The 25,134-nt window shown below is 60.1% G+C and carries 24 protein-coding genes; 10 read left to right on the top strand and 14 right to left on the bottom strand.

The window, feature by feature from the left end; all coding sequences use genetic code 11:
• Nucleotides 1-81: 81 nt before the first annotated feature.
• From HEQ17_RS09130 to HEQ17_RS09120, 3 genes are read left to right on the top strand one after another with little or no spacing between them, the layout of a single operon-like run.
• Complete coding sequence (locus HEQ17_RS09130) at nt 82-825, top strand: ABC transporter permease (RefSeq protein WP_296292455.1); 744 nt, start codon at nt 82-84, stop codon at nt 823-825.
• Nucleotides 822-1,550 carry an ATP-binding cassette domain-containing protein gene (locus HEQ17_RS09125; protein WP_296292454.1) on the top strand — a complete coding sequence of 243 codons (729 nt, stop codon included), beginning with the start codon at nt 822-824 and terminating at the stop codon, nt 1,548-1,550. Before HEQ17_RS09130 ends, HEQ17_RS09125 begins: the two co-directional genes overlap by 4 nt.
• A gap of 14 nt (nt 1,551-1,564) precedes the next feature.
• Entirely contained in the window at nt 1,565-2,362 is a 798-nt protein-coding gene (locus HEQ17_RS09120; protein ID WP_296293710.1) for a substrate-binding domain-containing protein, read from the top strand.
• 12 nt (nt 2,363-2,374) lie between these two features.
• On the opposite strand, the gene HEQ17_RS09115 is transcribed toward HEQ17_RS09120, so the two are convergent.
• Nucleotides 2,375-3,493 carry a helix-turn-helix domain-containing protein gene (locus HEQ17_RS09115; RefSeq protein ID WP_296292453.1) on the bottom strand — a complete coding sequence of 373 codons (1,119 nt, stop codon included), beginning with the start codon at nt 3,491-3,493 and terminating at the stop codon, nt 2,375-2,377.
• 153 nt (nt 3,494-3,646) lie between these two features.
• Here HEQ17_RS09115 and HEQ17_RS09110 point away from each other — a divergent pair, with 153 nt between their 5' ends.
• The 5 genes from HEQ17_RS09110 (at nt 3,647) to HEQ17_RS09090 (ending at nt 8,042) form a co-directional block, all read left to right on the top strand.
• Nucleotides 3,647-4,123 (top strand): 4Fe-4S dicluster domain-containing protein, encoded by a 477-nt coding sequence (locus HEQ17_RS09110; RefSeq protein WP_019427650.1) that lies wholly within the window; start codon nt 3,647-3,649, stop codon nt 4,121-4,123.
• Nucleotides 4,124-4,146: 23 nt separating this feature from the next.
• Entirely contained in the window at nt 4,147-5,994 is a 1,848-nt protein-coding gene (locus tag HEQ17_RS09105; protein ID WP_296292452.1) for an aldehyde ferredoxin oxidoreductase family protein, read from the top strand.
• 111 nt (nt 5,995-6,105) lie between these two features.
• Nucleotides 6,106-7,446 carry an FAD-dependent oxidoreductase gene (locus HEQ17_RS09100; RefSeq protein ID WP_296292451.1) on the top strand — a complete coding sequence of 447 codons (1,341 nt, stop codon included), beginning with the start codon at nt 6,106-6,108 and terminating at the stop codon, nt 7,444-7,446.
• Between the two features lie 15 nt (nt 7,447-7,461).
• Nucleotides 7,462-7,716, top strand: coding sequence for a MoaD/ThiS family protein (locus HEQ17_RS09095; protein WP_296292450.1), 255 nt, complete (start codon nt 7,462-7,464; stop codon nt 7,714-7,716).
• A gap of 26 nt (nt 7,717-7,742) precedes the next feature.
• Nucleotides 7,743-8,042 (top strand): hypothetical protein, encoded by a 300-nt coding sequence (locus HEQ17_RS09090; RefSeq protein WP_296292449.1) that lies wholly within the window; start codon nt 7,743-7,745, stop codon nt 8,040-8,042.
• Nucleotides 8,043-8,131: 89 nt separating this feature from the next.
• Here HEQ17_RS09090 and HEQ17_RS09085 read toward each other — a convergent pair whose 3' ends face one another.
• The 7 genes from HEQ17_RS09085 to HEQ17_RS09055 form a co-directional block, all read right to left on the bottom strand.
• A complete protein-coding gene (locus HEQ17_RS09085; protein WP_296292448.1) occupies nt 8,132-8,401 on the bottom strand; it encodes a BrnA antitoxin family protein in 270 nt (89 codons plus the stop codon).
• A 363-nt stretch (nt 8,402-8,764) separates the two neighbouring features.
• Nucleotides 8,765-9,649 carry a hypothetical protein gene (locus tag HEQ17_RS09080; RefSeq protein WP_296292447.1) on the bottom strand — a complete coding sequence of 295 codons (885 nt, stop codon included), beginning with the start codon at nt 9,647-9,649 and terminating at the stop codon, nt 8,765-8,767.
• A 225-nt stretch (nt 9,650-9,874) separates the two neighbouring features.
• A complete protein-coding gene (gene crcB, locus HEQ17_RS09075) occupies nt 9,875-10,264 on the bottom strand; it encodes a fluoride efflux transporter CrcB (protein ID WP_296292446.1) in 390 nt (129 codons plus the stop codon).
• A gap of 34 nt (nt 10,265-10,298) precedes the next feature.
• Nucleotides 10,299-11,315, bottom strand: coding sequence for a recombination-associated protein RdgC (locus HEQ17_RS09070; protein WP_296292445.1), 1,017 nt, complete (start codon nt 11,313-11,315; stop codon nt 10,299-10,301).
• Nucleotides 11,316-11,420: 105 nt separating this feature from the next.
• Nucleotides 11,421-12,716: a TRAP transporter large permease subunit gene (locus HEQ17_RS09065; RefSeq protein WP_296292444.1), complete on the bottom strand. Its 1,296-nt coding sequence runs from the start codon at nt 12,714-12,716 to the stop codon at nt 11,421-11,423.
• Nucleotides 12,709-13,209, bottom strand: coding sequence for a TRAP transporter small permease (locus HEQ17_RS09060; RefSeq protein WP_296292443.1), 501 nt, complete (start codon nt 13,207-13,209; stop codon nt 12,709-12,711). The genes HEQ17_RS09065 and HEQ17_RS09060 overlap by 8 nt, the downstream gene beginning before the upstream one ends.
• A 65-nt stretch (nt 13,210-13,274) precedes the next feature.
• Complete coding sequence (locus HEQ17_RS09055) at nt 13,275-14,249, bottom strand: TRAP transporter substrate-binding protein (protein WP_296292442.1); 975 nt, start codon at nt 14,247-14,249, stop codon at nt 13,275-13,277.
• A 242-nt stretch (nt 14,250-14,491) separates the two neighbouring features.
• Between HEQ17_RS09055 and HEQ17_RS09050 the strand changes: the two genes are divergently transcribed.
• Both HEQ17_RS09050 and HEQ17_RS09045 read left to right on the top strand, forming a co-directional pair.
• A complete protein-coding gene (locus tag HEQ17_RS09050) occupies nt 14,492-15,025 on the top strand; it encodes a winged helix DNA-binding protein (RefSeq protein WP_296292441.1) in 534 nt (177 codons plus the stop codon).
• A 31-nt stretch (nt 15,026-15,056) separates the two neighbouring features.
• Nucleotides 15,057-18,719, top strand: coding sequence for a hydantoinase B/oxoprolinase family protein (locus HEQ17_RS09045; RefSeq protein ID WP_296292440.1), 3,663 nt, complete (start codon nt 15,057-15,059; stop codon nt 18,717-18,719).
• 83 nt (nt 18,720-18,802) lie between these two features.
• On the opposite strand, the gene HEQ17_RS09040 is transcribed toward HEQ17_RS09045, so the two are convergent.
• From HEQ17_RS09040 to HEQ17_RS09015, 6 genes are all read right to left on the bottom strand, one after another.
• Entirely contained in the window at nt 18,803-19,147 is a 345-nt protein-coding gene (locus tag HEQ17_RS09040; RefSeq protein WP_296292439.1) for a helix-hairpin-helix domain-containing protein, read from the bottom strand.
• 114 nt (nt 19,148-19,261) lie between these two features.
• Nucleotides 19,262-20,431 (bottom strand): lipopolysaccharide assembly protein LapB, encoded by a 1,170-nt coding sequence (lapB, locus tag HEQ17_RS09035; RefSeq protein WP_296292438.1) that lies wholly within the window; start codon nt 20,429-20,431, stop codon nt 19,262-19,264.
• Nucleotides 20,421-20,729, bottom strand: coding sequence for a lipopolysaccharide assembly protein LapA domain-containing protein (locus tag HEQ17_RS09030; protein ID WP_296292437.1), 309 nt, complete (start codon nt 20,727-20,729; stop codon nt 20,421-20,423). The genes lapB and HEQ17_RS09030 overlap by 11 nt, the downstream gene beginning before the upstream one ends.
• 82 nt (nt 20,730-20,811) lie before the next feature.
• Nucleotides 20,812-21,138 (bottom strand): integration host factor subunit beta, encoded by a 327-nt coding sequence (locus HEQ17_RS09025; RefSeq protein WP_296292436.1) that lies wholly within the window; start codon nt 21,136-21,138, stop codon nt 20,812-20,814.
• A gap of 94 nt (nt 21,139-21,232) precedes the next feature.
• Nucleotides 21,233-22,912 carry a 30S ribosomal protein S1 gene (gene rpsA / locus HEQ17_RS09020; RefSeq protein WP_296292435.1) on the bottom strand — a complete coding sequence of 560 codons (1,680 nt, stop codon included), beginning with the start codon at nt 22,910-22,912 and terminating at the stop codon, nt 21,233-21,235.
• Nucleotides 22,913-23,129: 217 nt separating this feature from the next.
• The gene (locus HEQ17_RS09015) at nt 23,130-25,133 is read right to left on the bottom strand and encodes a bifunctional 3-phosphoshikimate 1-carboxyvinyltransferase/cytidylate kinase (RefSeq protein ID WP_296292434.1); all 2,004 of its coding nucleotides are present in this window, start codon (nt 25,131-25,133) and stop codon (nt 23,130-23,132) included.
• Between the last annotated feature and the right edge of the window lies 1 nt (nt 25,134).

Below are 25,134 nucleotides of genomic sequence, written 5' to 3'. Positions count from 1 at the left end.
CGCTGACCTATGCAAACTTGTTCATAGTGGACACCCCTCATGCCTTGGAGGGTGCTTGTGCCGTAGCATCCAAAGCGCTGTATGAACACCTTCTCCGACAGCGTCTTGACGGCGCTGAACCTCGTCACTTCTTTCGATCCTGCCCTGTGGGTGGTGGTCACTCGCTCCTTGGCCGTGAGCGCCACAGCATGCCTGCTCGCTTATGGCGTGGGCGTGGCCTTGGGGGCTTGGTTGGCCGTGTCGCGTTTTGCCGGCCGTGATGCGGTGCTGGTGGGTCTGAACACCTTGCTGGCGCTGCCCTCCGTGGTGGTTGGCCTGGTGGTGTATTTGCTGCTGTCGCGCACCGGGCCTTTGGGTTTTTTGGGCTGGATGTTCAGTTTTCAGGCCATGGTGCTGGCCCAGTTCATTTTGGTGGTGCCGGTGGTGGCCGCGCTCACGCGCCAGGTGGTCGAAGACGTGGAGCGCCAGCACGGCGAACAATGGGCCTCGCTGGGTGCGGGTCCTTGGCTGCGCAGCTTGCTGCTGGCCTGGGACGAACGCCTGGCCTTGCTGACGATTGCCGTCACAGCCTTTGGCCGCGCCATCTCGGAAGTGGGCGCGGTCATGATCGTCGGCGGCAACATCGATGGCTTCACCCGCGTCATGACCACCGCGATTGCATTAGAGACCAGCAAGGGCGACTTGCCGCTGGCGCTGGGTCTGGGCATGGTGCTGCTGGCGGTGGTGTTGCTGCTCAATGCGCTGGTGGCAGGCCTGCGGCGTTGGGGTGAGGCACGCCATGCGCGGCCCGCTGCGGCCGATGGTCTGGTGGGTGTGCAGCCATGAGCGCCGTGCAGATCACGCTGGACGCGGTGAGCCTTCAGCTGGGGGCGCAACAGGCCCTGAAGGATGTGAGCTTGCGCATGGCGGCGGGTGAGCGCGTGGCACTGGTGGGGTCCAACGGCTCGGGCAAAAGCAGCTTGCTGCGCACACTGCATGGCTTGGTGCCGCCCACACAAGGGCAGGTGACTCAAGCGCCGGGTGTGCGTCAGGCCATGCTGTTCCAAAGACCGCACATGCTGCGCCTGTCGGCTCTGAACAATGTGGCGCTGGGGGTGTGGCTGGACCGTTCCTTGGCTTTGAAATGGCGCGCTGCGCAGGCCTTGGCCCTGCAGGCGTTGCGGCGTGTGGGCTTGCAGGCGGTGGCGGGGCAAAGTGCACGCCAGTTGTCGGGCGGGCAGCAGCAGCGCCTGGCCATGGCCCGCGCTTGGGTTCGACAGCCTGATGTGTTGCTGCTCGATGAACCCACGGCCAGTCTGGACCCGCACGCCAAACGCGAGGTGGAGGCTCTGATGGCCGAATTTGCTGCAGGCCAAGCGACCGGCAAGCCTTTGACCCTGGTCTGGGCCAGCCACAACCTGGGGCAGGTCAAACGCCTGGCCACCCGCGTGGTTTATTTGGAGTTCGGTCGCGTTTTGGCCGACCTGCCTGTTGCTGATTTTTTCAACCCCGTCCTGCTGGCTGAGTGCAGCCCGGCAGCCCATGCTTTTGTTCAAGGAGAACTTTCATGACTTTCAAAATTTTCATGACCCGTCGCGCTTTGGTGTGTGCCGTTTTGGCCACCACCTCGGTGTGGGCGCAAGCCCAATCGATCGTGATGTCGTCCACCACCTCCACCGAGCAGTCGGGCTTGTTCGCGCACTTGTTGCCCGCCTTCAAAAAAGCCAGTGGGCTGGACGTGAAAGTGGTGGCGCTGGGCACAGGCCAGGCCCTGGACATGGCGCGCCGGGGTGACGCCGATGTGGTGTTTGTGCACGACCAGGCGGCCGAAGAAAAGTTTGTGGCCGATGGCTTTGGCATCAAGCGCTTGCCCGTGATGTACAACGACTTTGTGCTGATTGGTCCCAAAGCCGACCCGGCAGCCACCAAGGGCAAAGACATCGTGGCGGCTTTGACCAAATTGTCTGCAAGCACCGCGGCCTTTGTGTCGCGCGGTGACAAGAGCGGTACACATGCCGCCGAGCTGCGATTCTGGAAAATGGCCAATCTGGCGGACAAAAAAGGCAGCGGCTACAAAGAATGCGGTTGCGGCATGGGCCCGGCTTTGAACATCGCGGCGTCTTCAGGCGGGTATGTGCTGGCCGACCGAGCCACTTGGCTCAACTTCAAAAACCGCGCCGATCTGGCCATTTTGGTGGAGGGCGACAACCGCTTGTTCAACCAGTATGGCGTCATGGTGGTCAACCCCGCCAAACATGCGCACGTCAAACAAGCCGACGCGCAGAAGTTTGTGGATTGGATCACCTCTGCCGCAGGGCAGGGCGTGATTGCCGATTACAAAATTGGCGGCGAGCAGTTGTTTTTCCCGAACGCGGGCAAGTAAAGCGCAGCCTGATCAGGCTTTGGGAATGCCGAGCTTGCGGTAGACCGTGGCGCGGCTGATGCCCAAGCTGCGGGCGGCTTCGGCCACATTGCCGCGTGCCTGGTTCACCGCCTCGCGGATCATGTTGGTTTGCACATCCTTGAGCGGTTTGGGCGCGATGTCTGGGGTAGGCCTTGGCGCTGTGGGCTGAGTTGCCGACTGGCCGGGCTGCAAGGCCTGGGTTTGCAGGCGCAGGCCTGACCACAGCGGCAGTTCCTGGGTGCCACTCTGGCGGCTGGCCGCATCGAACAGACTTTCCCAAGATGAGGCAAATACATCGCTGGCGTGCATTGTTTGGCCGTCGGTTCCCGGTGACATGGACAGCATTTGCCGCGCTGTCGGGTTAGCCCCCACGATGTGACCATCGATGTCCAGCGTGAGCAAGCCGTCGCTGTCGTCGCCGGGCTGGTTACCGGGCCAGTTCAGGCGCAGCACCAGGGCATGCGTGGTGGACAGCAACCAGCAGTTTTCAATGCTGCGGGCTGAGCGACGCACCAGGTGTTTCAGGGCTGGGCGCTCGCTGGTCTCGATGCCCGTGAGGTCAAGCATGCCCGCGCACAGGCCATCGGGCCCGAACACGGGGGCACCTGCACAGCTGTAAACACTGTTGTTCTGGAAGAAATGTTCGCCCCGGTGCAGCCAAACGGGTTGCAGCTCGGTCAGTGCGGCGCTGATGGCGGTGGTGCCTACGGCTTTTTCGGACAAATCGACGCCCACGCGGGCAACCACCCCGGCGCGACGGTCTTGCCGGTCCACATGCCCATGCACGTCCACCACGATGCCTTCGGCATTGGTCAGGATCGCGAAATAACGGATGTCGGCAATGGCCCGCGCCAGTTCGGCCAGCACTGGCTGGGCCGCTTGCACCAGCGGGCGGCTGGCCTCTTGTACCCGGCGCATGTGTTGGGCTGAAATGGCGTCAAAACCCACGCGTTGGCCAGGATGTAAACCCCTGTCGATGCAGCGCTGCCAGGACCGTGTGATCCAAGGCGACAAACCGACGTCCACGCCCTGAGCACCACCCTGAAACACCAGTTCACGGGCTTGTTCAATCCGCTGCAGGCGGTCGTTGAGGTGGGCAGTCAGGGGCATGTCAGATGTGTATCAAGCTGAGAATTTTTGGTGTGACCCTGCATAACCTAGGGTTAATACGGATCATTTTGCTGGGCTGTGGGCCAACAATGGCTATGCATTCTGATTCATAAGCGCGGGCTTGAACAGTCCGTCACCTCACAGGAGATACACATGCAGAAAGTCCTGCACATCAACCCGGACAAATGTACCGGCTGCTTGCAGTGCGAAATGGCCTGTTCTTTCGAGAACTACGGCACATACGCCACGTCCAAATCGCGCATCAAGGTGTTTGATTTCCATCACACCGGCAAAAAAGTGCCTTACACCTGCACCCAGTGCGACGAAGCCTGGTGCCTGCACGCCTGCCCTGTGGAAGCCATCACCGTGGACAAAGCCACCGGCGCCAAAGTGGTCAACGAATCCACCTGTGTGGGCTGCAAGGTCTGCACCATCGCCTGCCCATTCGGCACCATCAACTATGTGCAAGAGACCGGCAAGGTGCAAAAGTGCGACCTGTGCGGTGGCGATCCGGCTTGCGCCGACGCCTGCCCAACCGGTGCGATCACATTTGTGGATGCCAACTGGACCGGCATTGACAAGATGAAGCAGTGGGCCGACAAGTTGGGCAATCAGCCCTCGGCCTCTTAAATCCCCCCATAAGGAGCATCTACATGTCTTGGGCTGGAAAAATCCTCCGCGTCAACCTCACGGCTGGCACCGTCAAATCCGAACCGCTGAACATGGAATGGGCCAAAGCCTACCTTGGCTCACGCGGTCTGGGCAGCAAATACCTGATCAGCGAGATCGACCCCAAAGTTGACCCGCTGTCGGCTGACAACAAACTCATTTGGGCCACCGGCCCACTGACCGGCACCATGGCCTCCACCGGTGGCCGATACACCGTCATCACCAAGAGCCCGCTCACCGGCGCGATCGCCTGCTCCAACTCGGGTGGCTATTGGGGCGCTGAGCTCAAAATGGCCGGTTGGGACATGGTCATTTTTGAAGGCGCATCGGCCAAGCCGGTGTACCTGCACATCAACGACGACGAAGCCGAGTTGCGCGATGCGAGACACCTCTGGGGCCAAAGCGTCTGGAAGACCGAGGAAATCCTCAAGTCCAGCTTGCAAGACCCCTTGCTGCGCGTTTGCAGCATCGGCAAGGCCGGTGAAAACGGCGTGCTTTACGCTGCCGTGGTGAACGACCTGCACCGTGCGGCTGGTCGCTCAGGCGTGGGCACCGTCATGGGCAGCAAGAACCTCAAAGCCATTGCGGTGCGCGGCACCAAAGGCGTGGGCAACCTGCAAAACCCCAAGGCGTTCATGGCTGCGGCCAAGGCCGCCAAAAAGGTGCTGGCCGACAACGCCGTCACGGGTCAGGGCCTGCCAGCGTATGGCACCCAGGTGCTGATGAACGTCATCAACGAAGTCGGTGGTTTGCCCACACGCAACCACCGCGATGTGCAGTTTGAAAGCGCCAAAGACATCTCGGCCGAAGCCATGGTCACGCCCCGTGAAACCGATGGCAAAAAGCACCTGGTGACCAACCAAGCTTGCTTTGGTTGCACCATCGCTTGCGGCCGCATCAGCAAGATGGACGAAGGCCACTTCTCGGTCAAGAACAAGCCTGAGTACTGGGGCGCCAACGGCGGCCTGGAATACGAAGCGGCTTGGGCGCTGGGCGCAGCCAACGGCGTGAAAGACCTGGAAGCCCTGCAATACGCCAACATGATTTGCAACGAAGAAGGCTTCGACCCGATCAGCTTTGGCACCACCATTGGCGCCGTCATGGAGCTGTATGAAATGGGTGTGCTGACCAAAGAGCAACTGGGCATCGAAGCGCCTTTTGGCTCGGCGCAAGCGCTGTGCGAGTTTGCCGACATGACCGCCAAGGGCATTGGTTTTGGCAAGGAAATTGGCATGGGCTCCAAGCGCCTGACCGCCAAATACGGCCACCCCGACCTGTCCATGAGCGTCAAGGGCCAAGAGTTCCCGGCCTATGACGGTCGCGTGATCCAGGGCATTGGCTTGGCTTATGCCACCTCCAACCGGGGGGCTTGCCACCTGCGCGGCTACACCATCGCCTCTGAAGTGTTGGGCATCCCGGTCAAGACCGAGCCCACCGAGCACGAGGGCAAGCCCGAGCTGGTCAAAGCCTTCCAAGACGCGACAGCCGCCTTTGACTCGGCAGGCATTTGCGTCTTCACCAGCTTTGCCTGGACTTTGGCCGACGTGGCCCCTCAGGTGCAAGCGGCTTGTGGCGAAGAGTTCACCATGGAGCACTTGAACCACATCGGCGAGCGCATCTGGAACATGGAGCGCGAGTTCAACAACGCCGCCGGCTTCACCAAGGCCGACGACAACCTGCCCAAGCGCCTGATGACCGAAGCCGCCAAAACCGGCCCCGGCAAAGGCATGGTCAGCAAGTTGGACGAAATGCTGCCCAAGTACTACGAGGCGCGCGGCTGGGACGGCGAAGGCCACCCCACATCGGCCACCCGGGAACGTCTGGGTTTGTGATCTTGCCCCTGTAGGAGCGAGCCCCTGCTCGTGAAGCCTTCACCGTAGGGGTGCGCTTCTACAGGAATCCAAGCGGCCTGCGGGCCGCTACCTGTTTCTGGAGTCCGATTCATGACCCACCACGTCATCTTGGGCGCAGGCCCCGCCGGTGTCATCGCCGCCGAAACCCTGCGCAAACACGCCCCCGCCGACACCATCACCTTGGTGGGTGACGAGCCCGATGCGCCTTATTCGCGCATGGCCATTCCTTATTTGCTGATCGGCAACATCGAAGAGCAGGGCACCTACCTGCGTAAGAGCGCCACCCACTTTGACGATTTGCGCATCACGCAAGTCAAGGCCAAAGTCACCCGCGTCGATGCAGCGGGCAAAACGGTGCACCTCGATAACGGCCAGTCGATGGCCTTTGACAAGCTTTTGATCGCCACCGGCTCGCACCCCGTGCGCCCACCGATTCCCGGCATGGACCTGCCTGGCGTGCACCCGTGCTGGACGCTGCAAGACGCCCGTGCCATCCAAGCGCTGGCCAAGCCCGGTGCCCGTGTGCTGCAAATGGGCGCAGGCTTCATTGGCTGCATCATCATGGAAGCGCTGGCGGCGCGTGGCGTCAAGCTCAGCGTGGTGGAGATGGGCGACCGCATGGTGCCCCGCATGATGGGCCCGGTGGCGGGCGGCATGATCCGCGACTGGTGCGAGGCCAAAGGCGTGCAGGTGTTCACCGGCACCAAGGTCGAAGCCATCAGCCAAGGCGCAGAAAAAGGCTTGCTCGGCAAGTTGGCTTCCGCGGTGGGCTTGGCCTCTGACGATGCCAGCGGTGCGCTGCAGGTGCGTTTGTCCAATGGCCAAACCGTCGAGGCCGATCTGGTCATCAGCGCCACGGGTGTGCGCCCAGCGATTGGCTTTTTGAAGGACAGCGGCATCACCTGCCTGCAAGGCGTGTTGACCGACCAGCACCTGCAAACCAATGTGCCCGGCATCTTCGCGGCAGGCGACTGCGCCGAAGCCTTTGACATGGTCAGCGGCAAAACGATTGTGAGCGCCATCCAGCCCAACGCCGCTGAGCAAGCCCGTGTGGCTGCGCTCAACATGCTGGGCCAAAAAACCGAGCTCAAAGGCGTCACGCAAATCAACGTGCTCGACACCCTGGGTTTGATCTCCACCAGTTTTGGCAACTGGGAGGGCGTGGCCGATGGCCAGTCGGCCGTGTTGACCGACAAGGCCGCAGGCCGTCACCTGAGCTTGCAGTTCAAGGACGATGTGATGATTGGCTGCAACAGCGTGGGCTGGACCGAACATGTGGGCGTGATGCGTGGCTTGGTCGAAGGGCAGGTGCATTTGGGCGACTGGAAAGACCGCCTGATGCACGACCCGACCAAGCTGGTGGATGCTTATTTGGACTGCGCTCAGGGCCAGGGCCGCTGGAGTGGTGCCGCCGATGCGCGTCGCCGCTGAAGCGACAATCTGCGCATGAACATCACTTTCAAACTGTTTGCCACGCTGACCGACTACTTGCCTGCCGAGGCCCGGCGCAGCAACCAAGTCACGCTGGATGTGGCGCAGGACACCAGCATCAGCCAGATCATCGAACCCTTCGGCATGCCGCCGAAGCTCGTGCATCTGGTGCTGGTCAACGGCAAATACATCAAACCCGAAGACCGGGACACCACCACCTTGGTTGAAGGCGACGTGCTGGCCATCTGGCCGCCCGTGGCGGGCGGCTGAAGTCTGCCCACGCAGGTATTGTTTTCGTGCAGTTCTTCTACCCCGAGCGCTTTGAACGCGACATGGGCACCAGCGAAACCGAATGGTTGACGGCCTTGCCCCGCGCACTGGGCCAGCATGCCTTTGTGCTGGGCACCGGTCAGGTGCGTGTGCAAATCGGTGAAGGCCATCTGCAACTGCAATGGCACACCCTGCCGCCACGCGTGATCGCGCTGCTGCGCTTGCAGCGCTTGGCGGTTTCTTTTGTGTTTGAAGGCGTAGAAGAAGAAGCGCGCCAGCGCTTCATGAAGCACTTTGATTTGACGATGCAGCGGGGTGGGGGGTGAGGCCGCAGCCACGCGTAAAGGTCAACGATCGAATTTACTGACCTTCAGAACGCAAGTCTTGGCGGTTTGGCGGTTTGGCTTGGGGTCCTTCAGAGCTGCCCGGCCAATCTCAAGGAAGCGCGCAATGCCTCGTTGATGCGCGTTTGCCAGCCCTCGCCACTGGCACGCAAGGCGGCCAGGACATCTGCATCCAAACGAAGCTTGACGGGCTCTTTGGTCATGGCGGCCTTGGGGCGTCCTCGGGATTTGAGTTGCTTGCCTTCGTAAAGTTCAGCCGATTTGAAAAATTCGGCCGTCAAAGGCGGCGCGTCATCCGGATCAATCCAGGGCGCGGGCGTAGAGCGCTTTTTCTCGGTCATTGGCTTTCCTCATGCTGATGATGCGGCGCACTTTGCCGCGTAGAACTCAATATTCATATGATTTACTGTACACCCATTAAATGGGTTTCGTGAATTGACAAGAAGGCCGTTTGTCCTTCAGTCAACCACTAAGCGAACCCATTAAAGAAGGTGCGCGCCAGCGCTTCATGAAGCACTTTGATTTGACGATGCAGCGGGGTGTAGGGTGAGTTTGGGCGAGTGGCTGAAATAGGCTGGTTGCCGTCACTCGCGGTAAGTGGACGTCATAGTTGCGACGACCCACAGCGGACGGACGCCCACCAGAGAAAGCAGACTTTCAACTTGAAGGGGACCGACACGTAGCGGGAAGCCGAAGTGCGACCCTCACAGTTCGGCGTCTAGCTCAATCGATTTGATAGCAATCGGTTGTCGAACAATCTGCCCAGACATTCGATGCCTGACCTTGAATTTAAGCATCACCGTCTCAGACCTCCCGTCCCTCTGGACGTCTTGCTCTGAGACGTGAAGTTCGGGGTCGACAAGTTCAATATTGAACCGAGGAGCGATCCTCATCGGCAAGGAAAAGATCATTCGAATCACGCCCTCACCGTTTGGTGCGTAGAGGATCGCGTCCTGCACCCCCGTCATGGCTTGATGGTAGGAGATCATTGCTTGAGGCTCTTCCATCTGTTGCTGTGGAAACAGGCCTCTGTCTGGTGTCAATGTGATGAAGTGATGGTCCAGATCCGACGGTACAGCGAACGTGACAGGGTCGACTTGAAGTGTCACCGAGTAGCCTTCGGTTTCATATGCCAGCTTCACAGCTCGTCCGTGTGGGGTGAAATTCCCTGGGCCAAGGATTACGGAGAAGGAGACTGGCCCCTCAGGTAGATCGGTCAGATCGAATACAGCATCTTCTTCCGCTATGTCTTCGTCATGTACATCCAACCTATCGAGCGCTGGTACACGGTACCCGTAGATGGTGAAAGGCTGAGTAGTTTGAGTGAGTGGGGCGACGAAGATGGTGTGTCCATTCTCGTGGTAGTTGATCCCGCCAGATTGATGAATCGTGATCCGCTTGTTCTTTGGGCGCGGCGGATCAAACTCAGTGGTCTTTGTCTCTTGCTCTCCTGTTCTGGTGCTCCATGCCGTTCGTGACGTGCTAGCGCCGTCTCTTCGGACGATCAGGCTTAGGGAACCGTCTCGGTCGCTGGTTACCAAGACAATGAACTTACGAATGATGGAACCGGAACGAATGAGAATGCGCATGGACTTGGCGTTCTAAAGATTGAAACAAGCCGACACTGTAGGCGGCCCACGATTGAATGTCCGGCGACGCTGATTCTAGGAAAGTAGGTCACTCAGTCCTATCCCCCATATGGAGAAATATTTGCTTCTTGGCTACTGAAACTAATGACTGTTCCTGGCAGATTACCAACATTGGTTACCACGAATTGGCTGCCTGCTATCGCTGCAAACCCGCCCCTCGTTCGCTCAGCGCACCCAGATCAGACCCACAGTTTTGAGTCCCAGCACCGTGAGGGCCAGCGAACCGAACAAGTGCAAACTGGCCGTGCCTGCCGCCAGCGCAAAGCGGCCTTGCTGCAGCATGGCCACCACTTCGGCTGAAAAGCTGGAAAACGTGGTGAGTGCCCCCAGAAAACCAGTGACCAGGGCCAAGCGCCAAACCGGGTCAAGCTCGGGCAGTTGCTGGAACACGCCCACGCACACACCCACCAGATAGCCACCGATCAGGTTGGCCGCCAAGGTGCCCCAAGGCAGCAGGCCAGCGCTTGCGGTGCTGGGGTTGAGCCACAGGCCCAGCTGCCAGCGCGACAGCGCACCCACACAAGCACCCAGGCAAATCGCGATCACCGTGAGCATGGCGGGGGTCCTTTCGCTTGGGGTTTACCGACGATTAAAACGGCGGGTCTTCGTCGGTCGCCGCTGCGCCCGTTGCGCCCGTTTGAAGGGTCGAATTCATCACAGTGCGCGTCGGGTTCGGCTGTGCTGGGTCGGCAGCCGCTGCGCCCAGTTCCATCTCGCCGCCCAGGGCTTCGAGCAGGCTGTCGATCAGCGGGCCCAGCAAGCCGGTGGACAGGGCCACGTCGGCGTCAAAGCGGTCTTCGTTTTTGTCGGTGCCCGACTCGTCCATCACGCCATCCAGGTACTGCACTTTTTTCAGCTGCAGGGTCTCGGTCAGCACAAAGGCCACGCGGCCATCCCAGCTCAGCGCCAGTTGCGTGGGCAGCTTGCCTTCCATGACATGCTTGCGCACATCGTCATTGGCCAGGTGGTGGCGGGTGAAGCGCACGCTGGCCGCGTCTTCGCCGGTGGACTTGAGCACGGTTTCGCGCTCCACGGTCAGATCGGCGGGCCATTCGTCGGGTGTGGGAGCCAGCAGCCATTGGGTCATGGCCGCTTGCGGGGAGGTCACGGTCTGGATCAAGGACACAGACAAGCCGCCCATCACGTTCATCAGCGCCGACATGACTTCGTCGGCCTTGCCTTGGCTGCCTGCATTGAGCACCAAACGGCGGTTTTCCAGGTCCATCCACACCAGCACAGTGGATTGGCGTGCAAAAGCCTGCGGCAACAGCGACAACAGCACGTCGTCCATCAGGTCGCGTTTTTCTTTTTTGCCGGGTTTGCGGCCGGTGGCAGCCTCGATCTCGGCGATGCGCTCGTCCACCTTGCGGCGCACCACATTGCCGGGCACGGCCTTGGATTCGATCATGAGCTTCATGATCCACTGACCCGAAACCGATTCGACCAGTGGACCATGGGCTTCGCCCCGGGGCGGAATCCAGCCAATAGACTTGTCCTGGCTGGCGCCACACTCCACAAATTGCACCGGCTCCAGCGCCGCTTGCACATCGGCCAATGTGGGCGCAAAGCCCTCGCCGATGCGGTAAACCATCACATTTTTGAACACAGCAATCCTCTGAGACTTCGGCGCAAGCATAGGCCGAACAAGGGGCTATCTTAGAGGATCAAGCAAGTGCAATTGGATGATTTTTCCGGTGGGGCAACAACTTCTTCACATGCGCGAAGGCAGCCAAGTGACCAAGCCCGGAAACCACCAAAGCAGCGCCAAAGCCAGGGCCATGATGAAAAAGTAGGGCATGCAGACGCGGGCGATCCAGGTGATTTCTCTCTGGGTCATGCTTTGCAGCACAAACAGGTTGAAGCCGACCGGGGGCGTGATCTGCGCCATCTCGACGACGATGACTACAAAGATGCCAAACCAAATCAGGTCAATGCCTGCGGCCGTGACGGTGGGCAAGATCACACCCATGGTCAGCACAATCATGGAGATGCCATCGAGAAAGCAACCGAGCAGCATGTAAAACAAGGCCAACGCCACGATCAGCACCACTGGCGAGAGCTGCAGGGCTGTGACGTATTCGGCCAAATGCCGTGGCAAACCGATGTAGCCCATGGACAAGGTCAAAAAGGCAGCACCCGTCAGGATGAGCGCGATCATGCAGTACAGCCGGGTAGCGCCCATCAGCGCCTCGCGGAAGGTGGCCCAGTTGAGCGAGCCCTGCGCAGCCGACAGCAGCAAGGCACCCACCACGCCCACGGCCGCTGCTTCGGTGGCGGTGGCGATGCCGGTGTAAATGGTGCCGATCACCCCGCCGATCAGCAAAACCACGGGGATCAGGTGGCGCGATTCACGCAGTTTTTCGCCAAAGCTCATTCGCTCGTCGGCAACTGGCACCTGATCGGGGTGACGCAAAGCCCAAATCACCAAATAGCCACTGAAGAGAGCCGCCAGCATCAGGCCTGGAATCACACCCGCTACAAACAGTTTGGCAATCGAGACCTCAGCGGCAACGCCGTATACGATCATGATGATGGAGGGCGGAATGAGCAGGCCCAAAGTGCTGGCGCCGCCCAAAGAGCCGACAATTTTGTCGGCCGGATAGCCGCGCTTCGTCAGTTCCGGAATGCTCATCTTGCCAATGGTGGCGCAAGTGGCCGCCGAAGAGCCCGAGACTGCCGCAAAGATGGTGCTGCCCAAAATATTGGTGTGCAGCAAACGGCCAGGCAAGGCATTGACCCAGGGGGCCAGCCCACGAAACATACTTTCGGAGAGCTTGGTCCGGAACAGAATCTCGCCCATCCAAACGAACAAGGGCAAGGCCGTGAGGGTCCAGCTGCTGGCCGAGCCCCAAATGGTCAAGGCCATGGCATCGCCCGCCGAGCGGGTGGAGAAAAGCTCCATGCCGATCCAGGCCACACCGGCCAGGGTCAGTCCGATCCAGACACCGCTGCCCAGCAAGGCGAACAGCGACACGATCAGCAGAGAGGTGATCAGCAAGTCATTCATGGCCAGCCTCCTGGCCGTGTGCGCGTTGGCCGCGCCACTCCATCCACCATTCGTCCAGAAAAGCCAGCGACAACAACGAGCTGCCCAGACCCATCAAAATTTGCGGAATCCACAAGGGTGTGGCATCGCTGCCCGTGGAGATGTCGTGAAACAGGTGTGATTGCCAGGCCAGTCGCCAAGCAAAAAAACTCAGCAACAAAGACAGCACCGATGCGACCGTCAGCGCCCAAAGCTCCAGCCGGTGCCGTGCCACGCCCTTGAGTCGACCCAAAATCAGCGTCACCCGGATGTGCTCGCCGCGTTTGAGTGTGTGCGCCAAGGCCATGAAGCCGGCCCCCGCCATGGCATAACCGGCATAAGCATCGGTGCCAGGCACATGAAAGTGCAGCAAACGGCTCACGAGGGACAACAAGATCATCAGCAGCACGCCGATCATGAGCAAAGCCGCCACCCATTCTGAGGCTTCGTAGATGGTATTCAGAGTTTTTCGCATGTCATGGTTTTTCGGTTCAAAGAAAAACCCCTGAAGCGAGATGGCCGCTTCAGGGGGGCTCGCGCTTATTTGCGGAAAGCGTCCAGCATGGCCTGGCCTTCAGGACCGGCTTTGGCCAGCCACTCCTTGATCATGGTCTCGCCGACCTTTTGCATGTCCGCCTTCAGTTGGGCGGATGGCGGCGCGATGGTCATGCCGTTGGCCTTGAGCACGGCCATGGTGTCGGTGTTGACCTTGCGCGAAGCAGCCCAGCCACGGGTCTCGGCCTCGGCGGCGGCTTTGACTACGGCGTCTTGGGTGGGCTTGTCGAGCGCGTCAAAGGCTTTTTTGTTGACGATGATGGCGTTCTTGGGCAGCCAGGCTTGCACGTCGTAGTAGAACTTGAGGTGTTCGTAGAGCTTGCTGTCCACGCCCGTCGCCCCAGAGGTCATGTTGGATTCGACCACGCCAGTGGCCAGTGCCTGCGACAGTTCGGCCGCTTGCACCGTCACGGGTTGCGCACCCACCAGTTCAGCAATGCGCGAGGTGGAGGGGCTGTAGGCGCGCCACTTGATGCCCTTCAGATCGGCCGCGCTGTTGAGCGGCTTCTTGCTGTAGATGCCTTGTGGAGGCCAAGGCACTGCGTACAGCAGCATCATGCCTTGCTCGGCCAGCTTTTTCTCCATCATGGGTTTTTGTGCCTTGTACAGCTTCATGCTCTCGTCGTAGCTGTCGGCCAGAAAGGGCAGGCCGTCGGCCGCATAAATGGGCCATTCGTTGCTGAAATTCGCCAGCAAAATTTCACCGGCCTGGGCTTGTCCGCCTTGCACGGCGCGCTTGATTTCGGGGGCCTTGAACAGCGAGGCATTGGCATGCAAGGTGATTTTCAGCTTGCCCGCCGTGGCTTTGTCCACATCGGACGCAAACTGGGCCAAGTTGACCGAATGGAAGTTGGTCGCGGGGTAAGCCGCAGGCAGGTCCCACTTGGTTTGGGCCGACACAAAGCCGGAAACTGCGAGCAGGCCAGCCAACAGGCTGAGGTGAAGAGTGCGACGGTGCATGAAAACTCCTGTGAGGTGTTGGAACAAGCGGTGGGTGAACGGACAGTTCATGGATCTAAGCAAGAGGCGAGTCCGCTACAAGCGCGCACTGAAAGCCTCTGGCAGGTGCAGACTGTAGATAATTTGGCGACAATTTGTGATAGGTACTTTCCCTTATAGTCAACAAATTGTTGGCAAATCGTCGGCATTTGGCCTAAACTCTCTCATCTTTTTCCCAAACACCAACTGCCCCATATTCACCTATGCCGCGTAAATCCTCCATGGCCGCCAGCGTGGCCAGCCCCATCGTGTCTTCGGCCCATCTGGTCTCGCCCGACAGCGCTGAGATGAGCGAGTTTGAGTTCGGCCTGATCGTGGCGGGCAATGCCTTTCACCGCTGGATCATCCACTGCATGGCGGCCGCAGGCCTGAAGGATTTAACCCCGCTGGATGTGCTCGTGCTGCACCACGTCACGCACCGTGCCCGCGACAAACGCCTGGCCGACATTTGTTTCATCATGAACATCGAAGACACGCATTTGGTGAATTACGCCCTGAAAAAATTACAAGGCCTGGGCGTGGTGGTGTCTCAAAAAAATGGCAAAGACGTGACCTACGCGGCGACCGACGAAGGCCGCCAATATGTGCAGCGCTACCGTGACATCCGCGAAAGCTGTTTGATTGACGCCCTGAAAGCCGACGATGGCTTGAACCGCGACATTGGCGAGCTGGCCCGGTTGCTGCGCGTGCTCTCGGGCATGTACGACCAGGCGGCGCGTGCCGCCGCTTCTTTGTGATCCCTTTTTTTCAAGCTTCTTCTATCACTTTATGACTGACTCCAACAGCACCCTCTCTGGCCAACAACGCTGGCAATTCTGGATCGATCGAGGCGGCACTTTCACCGACGTGGTCGGCAAACGGCCCGATGGCAGCCTGGTCACGCACAAGCTGCTCTCCGAAAACCCCGAGCAATACCGCGATGCGGCGGTGGCGGGCATCCGGCATTTGCTGGGCTTGAAACCCGGCGAGCCGGTCACGCCCGAGCAGGTCGAGTGCGTGAAGATGGGCACCACGGTGGCCACCAACGCGCTGCTCGAGCGCAAGGGCGAGCCGACCCTGTTGGTGACCACCCAAGGCTTTGGCGACGCGCTGCGCATTGCGTATCAAAACCGACCGCGCTTGTTCGACCGCCAGATCGTCTTGCCCGAGTTGCTCTACAGCGCGGTGGTCGAGGCGCAAGAGCGTGTGTCGGTGGATGGCGAAGTCTTGCAGCCTTTGGACGAAGCGCATTTGCGCACCCAATTGACCACGGTGTACCAACAAGGCGTTCGATCGGTGGCCATCGTCTTCATGCACGGCTGGCGTCACACGGCGCACGAGCAGGCGGCGGCCCGCTTGGCCCGCGAAGTGGGCTTCTCCCAGGTCAGCACCTCACACCAGACCAGCCCGATGATGAAATTCGTCAGCCGGGGCGACACCACGGTGGTGGATGCGTATTTGTCACCCATTTTGGGGCGGTATGTGAACCAGGTGGCCAGCGAAATGCCGGGTGTGAAGCTGATGTTCATGCAATCTTCTGGCGGCCTCACGGACGCGCAGGTGTTTGCGGGCAAAGACGCGATTTTGAGCGGCCCGGCGGGCGGTATTGTGGGCATGGCCCGCACGGCGCAGTTGGCGGGTCACGACAAGGTGATTGGTTTTGACATGGGCGGCACATCCACCGATGTGTCGCACTTTGCCGGACAGTTCGAGCGCGAGTTTGAAACCCAGGTGGCCGGGGTGCGCATGCGCGCGCCCATGATGAGCATCCACACCGTGGCGGCAGGCGGCGGGTCTTTGCTGGCTTATGACGGTGCGCGTTTTCGGGTGGGGCCACAAAGCGCGGGGGCCAATCCCGGCCCGGCCAGTTACCGCCGGGGTGGGCCACTGGCCGTGACCGATGCCAACGTGATGGTGGGCAAGGTGCAGCCGAAGTTTTTCCCTTCGATGTTCGGGCCTGAGGCCAACCAGCCGCTGGACGCCGAGGTGGTACGTGGCCACTTTGAGCAACTGGCCGCGCAAACCGGCCGTGCGGCCGAAGACGTGGCACATGGTTTCATCCAGATCGCGGTGCAGCAAATGGCCAACGCGATCAAGAAAATCTCGGTGGCGCGAGGTTACGACGTGACGCGCTACACCCTGCAGTGTTTTGGCGGCGCGGGAGGTCAGCATGCGTGTTTGGTGGCCGATGCTTTGGGCATGTCGCAGGTGCTGGTGCACCCGCTGGCGGGTGTGTTGTCGGCCTATGGCATGGGCCTGGCCGACCAGAACGTGATGCGCGAAGAATCGATTGAACGGCGCTTGGATGCAGCGGCCATGCCTTTGATGGCCGAGCGCTTGCAGGCTTTGGGCGAGACCACACGCCAGGCCTTGTTGGCGCAAATGGGCGTGGATGCCGGAGGTGCCGACCGCATCGAGCTGCGCCAACGCGCGCATTTGCGCTACGAAGGCACCGACTCGGCGCTGGTCGTGCCTTGGGGCGATCAAGCCCAGTTGGTGGCCGGGTTTGAGGCGGCATACCGACAGCGCTTTGCGTTCTTGATGCAGGGCAAGGCCCTGGTGGTTGAGGCCGTGTCGGTCGAGGCGGTGTTGCCCGGCGACGCACCCGAAGAAGCGGTGTTGGCCGTGCACCCGCCGCGCGATGTGCCGCGCCGCGACACGGTGCAGGTCTATGCCGCCAATGCCCAAGGCGTGGCACAGTGGCAGGACGCGGCGCTGGTGGTGCGCGAAGACATGCGCCCTGGCGATGTGATCGACGGCCCCGCCATCATTGCCGAGAAAAATGCCACCACGGTGGTGGAAGCCGGTTGGCAAGCGCGCCTCACAGCGCTGGACCATTTGCTGCTGGTGCGCGTACAAGCGCGGGCTGTGCAGCACGCCGCAGGCACGCAGGCCGACCCGGTGCTGCTGGAGGTGTTCAACAACCTGTTCATGAACATTGCCGAGCAAATGGGTCTGCAGCTGCAAAACACGGCCTACTCGGTCAACATCAAAGAGCGTTTGGACTTCTCGTGTGCGCTGTTCAGCGCCGAAGGCCATTTGATCGCCAACGCGCCGCACATGCCGGTGCATTTGGGCTCGATGGGCGAGAGCATCCAGACCGTCATTCAAAAAAACAAGGGCCGCATGCAGCCCGGCGATGTGTTCGTGCTGAACGACCCCTACCACGGCGGCACGCACTTGCCCGACATCACCGTGATCACGCCGGTCTATTTAGACGGTCACTCAGCCCCCGTGTTTTATGTCGGCTCACGCGGGCACCACGCCGATGTGGGCGGCTTGACGCCGGGCTCCATGCCGCCGTTTTCGACGCGCATCGAAGAAGAGGGTGTGCAGATCGACAACGTCAAGTTGGTCGATGCCGGACACCTGCGCGAGGCTGAGATGGTGGCCTTGCTGCAAAGCGGCGAATACCCCTCGCGCAACCCAGCGCAAAACATGGCCGACCTGAAGGCGCAGATCGCTGCCAATGAAAAAGGCGTTCAGGAGCTGCGCCGCATGGTCGAGCAGTTTGGCCTGGACGTGGTGCAGGCCTACATGCGCCATGTGCAGGACAACGCCGAAGAATCGGTGCGCCGCGTCATCACCAGCTTGAAAGACGGGCAATTCACTTTGCCGCTGGACAACGGTGCGCAAATCCAAGTGGCGGTGCGTGTGAATGCTTCTGAGCGCACGGCCGAGATCGATTTCACCGGCACCAGTGCTCAGCTGCCCAACAACTTCAACGCCCCCCGGGCGGTGTGCATGGCCGCTGTGCTTTATGTGTTCCGCAGCCTGGTGGACGACGACATCCCGCTGAACGCGGGTTGCTTGAAACCGCTCAAGGTCACCATTCCCCAAGGCTCCATGCTCAACCCCAACCCCCCGGCTTCGGTGGTGGCGGGCAATGTGGAGACCTCGACCTGCATCACCAACGCGCTGTTTGGCGCTTTGGGCGTGATGGCGGGCAGCCAGCCGACCATGAACAACTTCACCTTCGGCAATGCGCGGGTGCAGTACTACGAAACGATTTCAGGTGGCAGCGGGGCGGGCGGCCGCTTCGATGCGCAAGGCCAATTGGTGGGTGGTTTTGATGGCACTTCGGTGGTGCAAACCCACATGACCAATTCACGCCTGACGGACCCGGAAGTGCTGGAGTTCCGCTTTCCGGTCAGGCTGGAAAGTTTCGCGATCCGCCAGGGCTCGGGCGGCGCGGGGCGTTGGCATGGCGGAGATGGCGGGGTGCGCCGCGTGCGCTTTCTGGAGCCGATGACGGCCAGCATCCTGTCCAACGGGCGGGTGCATCCAGCTTTTGGCATGGCAGGCGGGCACAGTGGTTTGCCGGGCATCAATCGCGTGGTGCGCACCGATGGCAGCGTGCAAGAGCTCGCGCACATAGGCCAAGTCGAGATGCAGGCGGGGGATGTGTTTGAGATCCACACGCCTGGCGGTGGGGGATTTGGCAAGGCCTGAACACAGAAGGCAGCGCTTGGTCGTCCGGGTGCAGCACACACCCGCCGACCCGCTCGCATCGGCCGTCAGGCCATGAGCGCTTTTCAGTTTTTGGCGGGTGCCGACTTGGCAGCGGCGTCGGCTGCTTTGGCGTTGGGCTTTTGATCAGCCCCTGTCAAGGCATATGCACTGCCTTGCACCCGCACACCCTGCTCTGAAAGCTTGCTGGCCTTTTGCGGGCCGAGGCCTTTGACTCGGCGGATGGCATCTTCCCAATCCTTGAATGGGGCTTTTTTGCGCTCGTCCATCACGGCCTTGGTCAACACCGGTCCGACACCTTTGATGGCGTCGAGATCGACCTCGGTGGCTTTGTTTAAATCAATTTGTTGGGCCCAGGTGAGGCCCGCAAATCCGAAAGCCAGCAATGCACCTGTGATGCTCTTGAACATGTCTTCGCTCCTTGGGTTGACTGCAAAAAAATGCTGCAAGTTGCATTCTTTGGCAGTTGACCTGAAAGAAATGACCGTGAAAACCCTTGAATTTGCTTTTAAAAGTATTGGTTTTCAAATTTCTTCAATCCGTCGGGGGGGGTAGCTGTCCCAGGCCTGGCAGCCAGGGCAGTGCCAATAATGCTCTTTGGCTTCGAAGCCGCATGCAGCACAACGGTACCTGGCCAAGGGTTTGGTGGCGTGGTCCAAAGCCTTTTGCACCGGCTCGGGCAGCGGTGTCTGGCCCGGCTTGACGGTAGACAACCAACGACTGGCGGCCATCAAGGAGGGATGCTTTTGCAGGTGGCTGAGGTAACGATGCAAAGACGGAGTGCCCGTCTCGCCGTTTTGAGTTCCATTAACGACAGCCAACTCCGTGATGGCGTTCAGCACATCGATGGAGGCTTGGCTCTGGTAATGGGCTTCGAGCAATTGATGGGCTATGGCTGTCATGTCACAAGCACCTGCAGCTTTGACCAGGTTACTGGCTGCAAGGGGGGCAGCAACGTCATGACGCTCAAACAAAACCGCCAGAGTGTCAAACGCAGCCCGAAACTGCCCTTGGCCCAGTTGGATTTGGCCCAACAGAATACGGGGTCGCGCAGCGTGAGGCTGATCGTCAAGGCAGGCAAGAAGCAGTTCTTGGGCTGATGCCCCATCGCCTTTTTGCAGCGATTCTTTGGCTTGTTCACACTGGTAGTGCGCCATTCGAACACTGAAATCCACTTCACCTGAATTCTCGAGCAAGCGGGCAACCGCGGCAGCTTCGTGCCACTCTCGCGATCGTTCATAAATGGCCATTCGGGCTTGGCGCGCCTGACCCTCAAAGGAAGTGCCTTCGAGCTTGCGAAGTGCTTCCTCTGCGCGATCGAGCAAGCCAGCTTTCAGATAATCCATCGCCAGACCGTGTTGTGCTCTTTGCCTGTCAGCGCTGCTGAGATCGGCTCTTGAAAGCAGATGCTCGTGAACCCTCACGGCGCGGTCATACTCGCCCCGACGGCGGAATAAATTACCCAACGCAAAATGCAGCTCGGAGGTGTCGGGATCGTTTTGTACGGCCTCAATGAAGGTGTCAATGGCCTGGTCCTGCTGTTCGTTCAGTAAATAGTTCAGGCCCTTGAAGTAAGCCCGAGGCGCTTGCCGATTGGCCAATCGCATTTGACGCAAATCCAGTCGTGAGGCAATCCAGCCCAAACCAAAAGCGATGGGCAAGCCCAACAAAATCCAGGTCAAGTCAAATTCCACGCGGCACCTCTGAAGCTGGCGAAGAGCCGGACGAATGGGCCGAGGGTGGCGTTGCAGTGTTCAAATTGAGTTTGACAGCCTGACGCTCACGCCACCATTTGGGCACCATGCCCAAAACGCCCACCACCACACCCAAGGTGAAAGCCGATAACACCACCAATACGGTGGGGGCAGACCAATGGGTGCTGAAAAAGAAGTTCACACGGGTTTCTTGCTGGTTATTCAGCGCGAATGCAAACAGGGTGAAAAAAACAGCTGCTTTCAGTAGCCATTGAAGCAGCCGGAGCAGACGTTTCATGGTGCAACCTCACAGCATGATTTCATTCTAACGGTGTGCAGTCGCTCAAGAAAAAAGGCTGAAAAATCAAACTCAAAGCGCCTCATGCTTTGGATTTGGGTTTGGCTTTTTTGGGAGATTGGACCACAGTGCCGGTATCCACAGCCTCGCGCAAGGCTTTGCCGGGTTTGAAATGGGGGACCCGTTTTTCAGGGATTTGAACGCTCTCGCCCGAGCGCGGATTGCGGCCCACACGCGGCGGACGGCGGTTGATGGAAAAGCTGCCAAAGCCACGGATCTCAATGCGGTGACCTTTGGCCAGCGCATCGCTCATGGCGTCGAGCACCGTCTTGACGGCCAATTCGGCGTCACGGTGGGTCAGCTGCGCAAAGCGTGCAGCCAGTTCTTCAACCAGATCGGAGCGGGTCATGGACGTGCTGCGTTAAGCGTTTTGCGTTGAGTGAAACAAGCCAGGAAACCTGGCTTGTCGCTCAACATTAGACGCCTAACGCACAAGTTTCAGATCAGTTGTTGTCGAGCTTGGCGCGCAACAAGGCGCCCAGACTGGTCGTGCCAGCGTTCTCGGTCTTGGATTGCTGCGACAGCGAAGCCATGGCTTCTTGCTGGTCAGCCTGGTCCTTGGCCTTGATCGACAACTGGATGTTGCGGGTCTTGCGGTCCACGTTCACCACGACTGCAGTGACTTCGTCGCCGACTTTGAGTACGTGGCTGGCGTCTTCCACGCGGTCACGCGAGATTTCGGACACACGCAGGTAACCAATGATGTCTTCGCCCAAGTCGATTTCGGCGCCCTTGGCATCCACGGTCTTGACCTTGCCCGTGACGATCTGGCCTTTGTCGTTGATGGAGGTGAAGGTGGTGAAAGGATCGGAGTCGAGCTGTTTGATGCCCAAGCTGATGCGCTCACGGTCCACGTCCACAGCCAAAACCAAAGCCTCAACTTCTTGACCCTTCTTGAATTCGCGCACGGCGTTTTCGCCGGACTCGTTCCAGGACAGGTCAGACAGGTGCACCAGGCCGTCGATACCGGCAGCCAGGCCCACGAACACGCCGAAGTCGGTGATCGACTTGATCGGGCCCTTCACGCGGTCACCACGCTTGGTGTTTTGCGCGAACTCTTGCCATGGGTTGGCGCGGCACTGCTTCATGCCCAAGCTGATGCGGCGCTTGTCTTCGTCGATCTCGAGGACCATGACTTCGACCTCGTCACCCAATACAACGATCTTGGAAGGCGCCACGTTCTTGTTGGTCCAGTCCATCTCGGAGACGTGGACCAAGCCTTCGATGCCTGGCTCCAGTTCGACAAACGCGCCGTAGTCGGCGATGTTGGTGATCTTGCCGAACATGCGGGTGCTTTGTGGGTAGCGGCGGTTCACGCCCATCCAGGGGTCATCGCCCATTTGCTTGAGACCCAAGGACACGCGGTTTTTCTCGGTATCGAACTTGAGGATCTTGGCGCTGATTTCCTGACCGGCCGTGACCACTTCGGAAGGGTGACGGACACGGCGCCATGCCATGTCGGTGATGTGCAGCAAGCCGTCAATACCGCCCAAGTCCACAAAGGCACCGTATTCGGTGATGTTCTTGACCACGCCGTGCACGATGGAGCCCTCGCGCAGGTTTTCCATCAGCTTGGCGCGCTCTTCGCCCATGGATGCTTCCACCACAGCGCGGCGTGACAGTACGACGTTGTTGCGCTTGCGGTCGAGCTTGATGACCTTGAATTCCAGGGTCTTGTTCTCGTAGGGTGAGAGGTCTTTGGTGGGACGTGTGTCGACCAAAGAGCCGGGCAAGAAAGCGCGGATGCCGTTGACCAGCACCGTGAGCCCGCCCTTGACTTTGCCGCTGGTCACGCCAGTGACGAATTCGCCCGATTCCAGGGCTTTTTCCAGTGACATCCAGGAAGACAGACGCTTGGCCGTGTCACGGGACAGGATGGTGTCGCCGTAGCCGTTTTCGATGGAGCCGATGGCCACCGAGACAAAGTCGCCGACCTGGACTTCGACTTCACCCTGGTCGTTCTTGAACTCTTCTAGGGGGACATAGGACTCGGACTTGAGACCGGCGTTGACCACGACGAAGTTGTGTTCGATGCGCACCACTTCGGCGGTGATGACTTCACCGGGGCGCATTTCGGTACGTTGCAGGGATTCCTCAAAGAGGGCGGCAAAAGATTCAGACATGTGATTTCCTCATCCACAAGGGCAGGACTGACGAGCGCGACATGCGTCGTTTCCAGGAGCTGACCGTGGCGATTGGTTTGCGGCGTGAGCCGTGGTTGGTTTTTAAAAAACCACCTGGCCAGTGTGCAAGCTGCACGATGAGAGCCGGGTGGGACTTTGGGTCAGCCTGCACAGGGCGGGCTGGGGTGGCTGTTTTCGGTGGGTTAACTTGCGTCGATCAACTGAAAACCTGCCGGTTTTGCCACCAGACCAGCACTTGCTCCACCGAGGCTTCGATGGTCAAGGACGAGTTGTCCAGTTGCAAAGCATCTTGCGCGGGCAATAAAGGCGCCACGCTGCGGGACATGTCCCGGGCGTCGCGTGCTTCCAAGTCAGCGCGAAGAGCGTCGATATTAGCCGAAAAACCCTTCAAAATCAATTGCTTATGCCGTCTTTCGGCGCGTTTTGTGGCGCTGGCGGTCAAAAACACCTTCAAAGGGGCGCTCGGGAAGATCACCGTGCCCATGTCGCGCCCGTCGGCCAGCAGGCCCGGCAGACACTGGAAACTGTGCTGAAAATCGATCAGGGCCTTGCGCACGGCGGGCAGCATCGAGACTTTGGAGGCGTTCATACCACCTTGTTCGCTGCGGATGGCATCGGTCACATCCACCTCGTTCAGCAGCACTTGCTCGCCTGAAAAACGCACGGGCAGTTGACGCGCCAAATCGGCCATGGCGGCTTCGTCGGCGGCTTCCAGCGTCAGTCCCGCTTGCAAAGCGGCATGGGCCATGACGCGGTAGAGCGCCCCCGAGTCGAGGTAGTGGTAACCCAATGCAGCCGCCACTCGACTGGCCAGGGTGCCTTTGCCCGAGGCGGTGGGTCCGTCGATGCAGATCACCGGGATGTTCTGTCTGCTGGTGTACGCCACCGAGAACAAGGCCTCGAAATAATCGGGAAAGGTCTTGGCCACGCACTTGGGGTCTTCGATGCGCACCGGCACCTGGTCAGCGTTGAAGGCGGCCAGCGAAAAGCACATGGCCAACCGGTGGTCGTCGTAGGTGTGGATGCTGGCGCGTTGCCATTTCCCGGCGGGCAGGGGGTGGATGGTGATCCAGTCGGGGCCTTCTTCCACAGTGGCACCCAACTTGCGGCTTTCGGTGGCCATGGCCACGATGCGGTCGGTTTCCTTGACGCGCCAGCTGGCAATGTTGCGCAGCGTGGTCGGGCCGTCGGCATACAGCGCCATCACGGCCAGCGTCATGGCGGCGTCGGGGATGTGGTTGCAGTCGAGCGTGATGCCTTTGAGTGGCCAGGCCCCGCGCTGGATTTCAAGCCAGTTCGGGCCGCTGGTAATTTTGGCGCCCATTTGGGCTGCGGCGTCCATGAAGCGGATGTCGCCCTGGATGGAGTCGGCACCTACACCCTGAATGCGGATGCCGTCGCCTTTTGCGATGGCACCCAACGCAATGAAATAGCTGGCCGAAGACGCATCGGCTTCGACGTGGATGCTGCCTGGCGACTGGTAGCGGCTGCCTGCAGGAATGACAAAGCGTTCCCAGCCCTGACGTTCAACTGCGATGCCGAAGCGGGCCAGCAGGTTGAGGGTGATTTCGATGTAGGGCTTGCTGATCAGCTCGCCCACCACCTCGATGGTGATGGCGCAGCCAGATGGCAGGTGTTCAGCGGCCAGCGGCAGCGCCATCAGCAGCGCGGTAAGGAACTGGCTGGACACATCCCCGCGAACAGGGATGGGTTTGTCGAGTTGGAGCGTGGGTCTTCGAATGCGCAGGGGCGGGTAACCTTTGTTTCCTAGGTAATCAATAGCGCAGCCCAGTTCGCGCAGCGCGTCCACCAAGTCGCCGATCGGGCGCTCGTGCATGCGGGGCACGCCCTTGAGGGTGAAGTCGCCGCCTTGAACAGCCAACGCTGCCGTGAGCGGGCGCATCGCCGTGCCCGCGTTGCCCATGAACAACTCAATTGCCTCGACAGGCCAGGCGCGGCTGCCGAGACCAGTGATGGTCACCGTGGTGCCCTGAACCTGCACACCGCAGCCCAGTTGGCGCAGCGCCGCCAGCATCACGCGGGTGTCGTCCGAGTCCAGCAGGTCGTGCACTACGGTGGTACCCCGGCAAAGCGCCGACAACAGCAGTACACGGTTGGAAATGCTTTTGGAGCCTGGCAAGGTGACGGTGCCGGATGCGCCTTGCAGCGGAGGAAGGTCGATGAAAGCAGTGGAGAACATG

Origin of the sequence: Limnohabitans sp., assembly GCF_023910625.1 — a bacterium.
GTDB lineage: Bacteria > Pseudomonadota > Gammaproteobacteria > Burkholderiales > Burkholderiaceae_C > Limnohabitans_A.
This window is presented reverse-complemented; position numbering and strand designations above follow the sequence as displayed.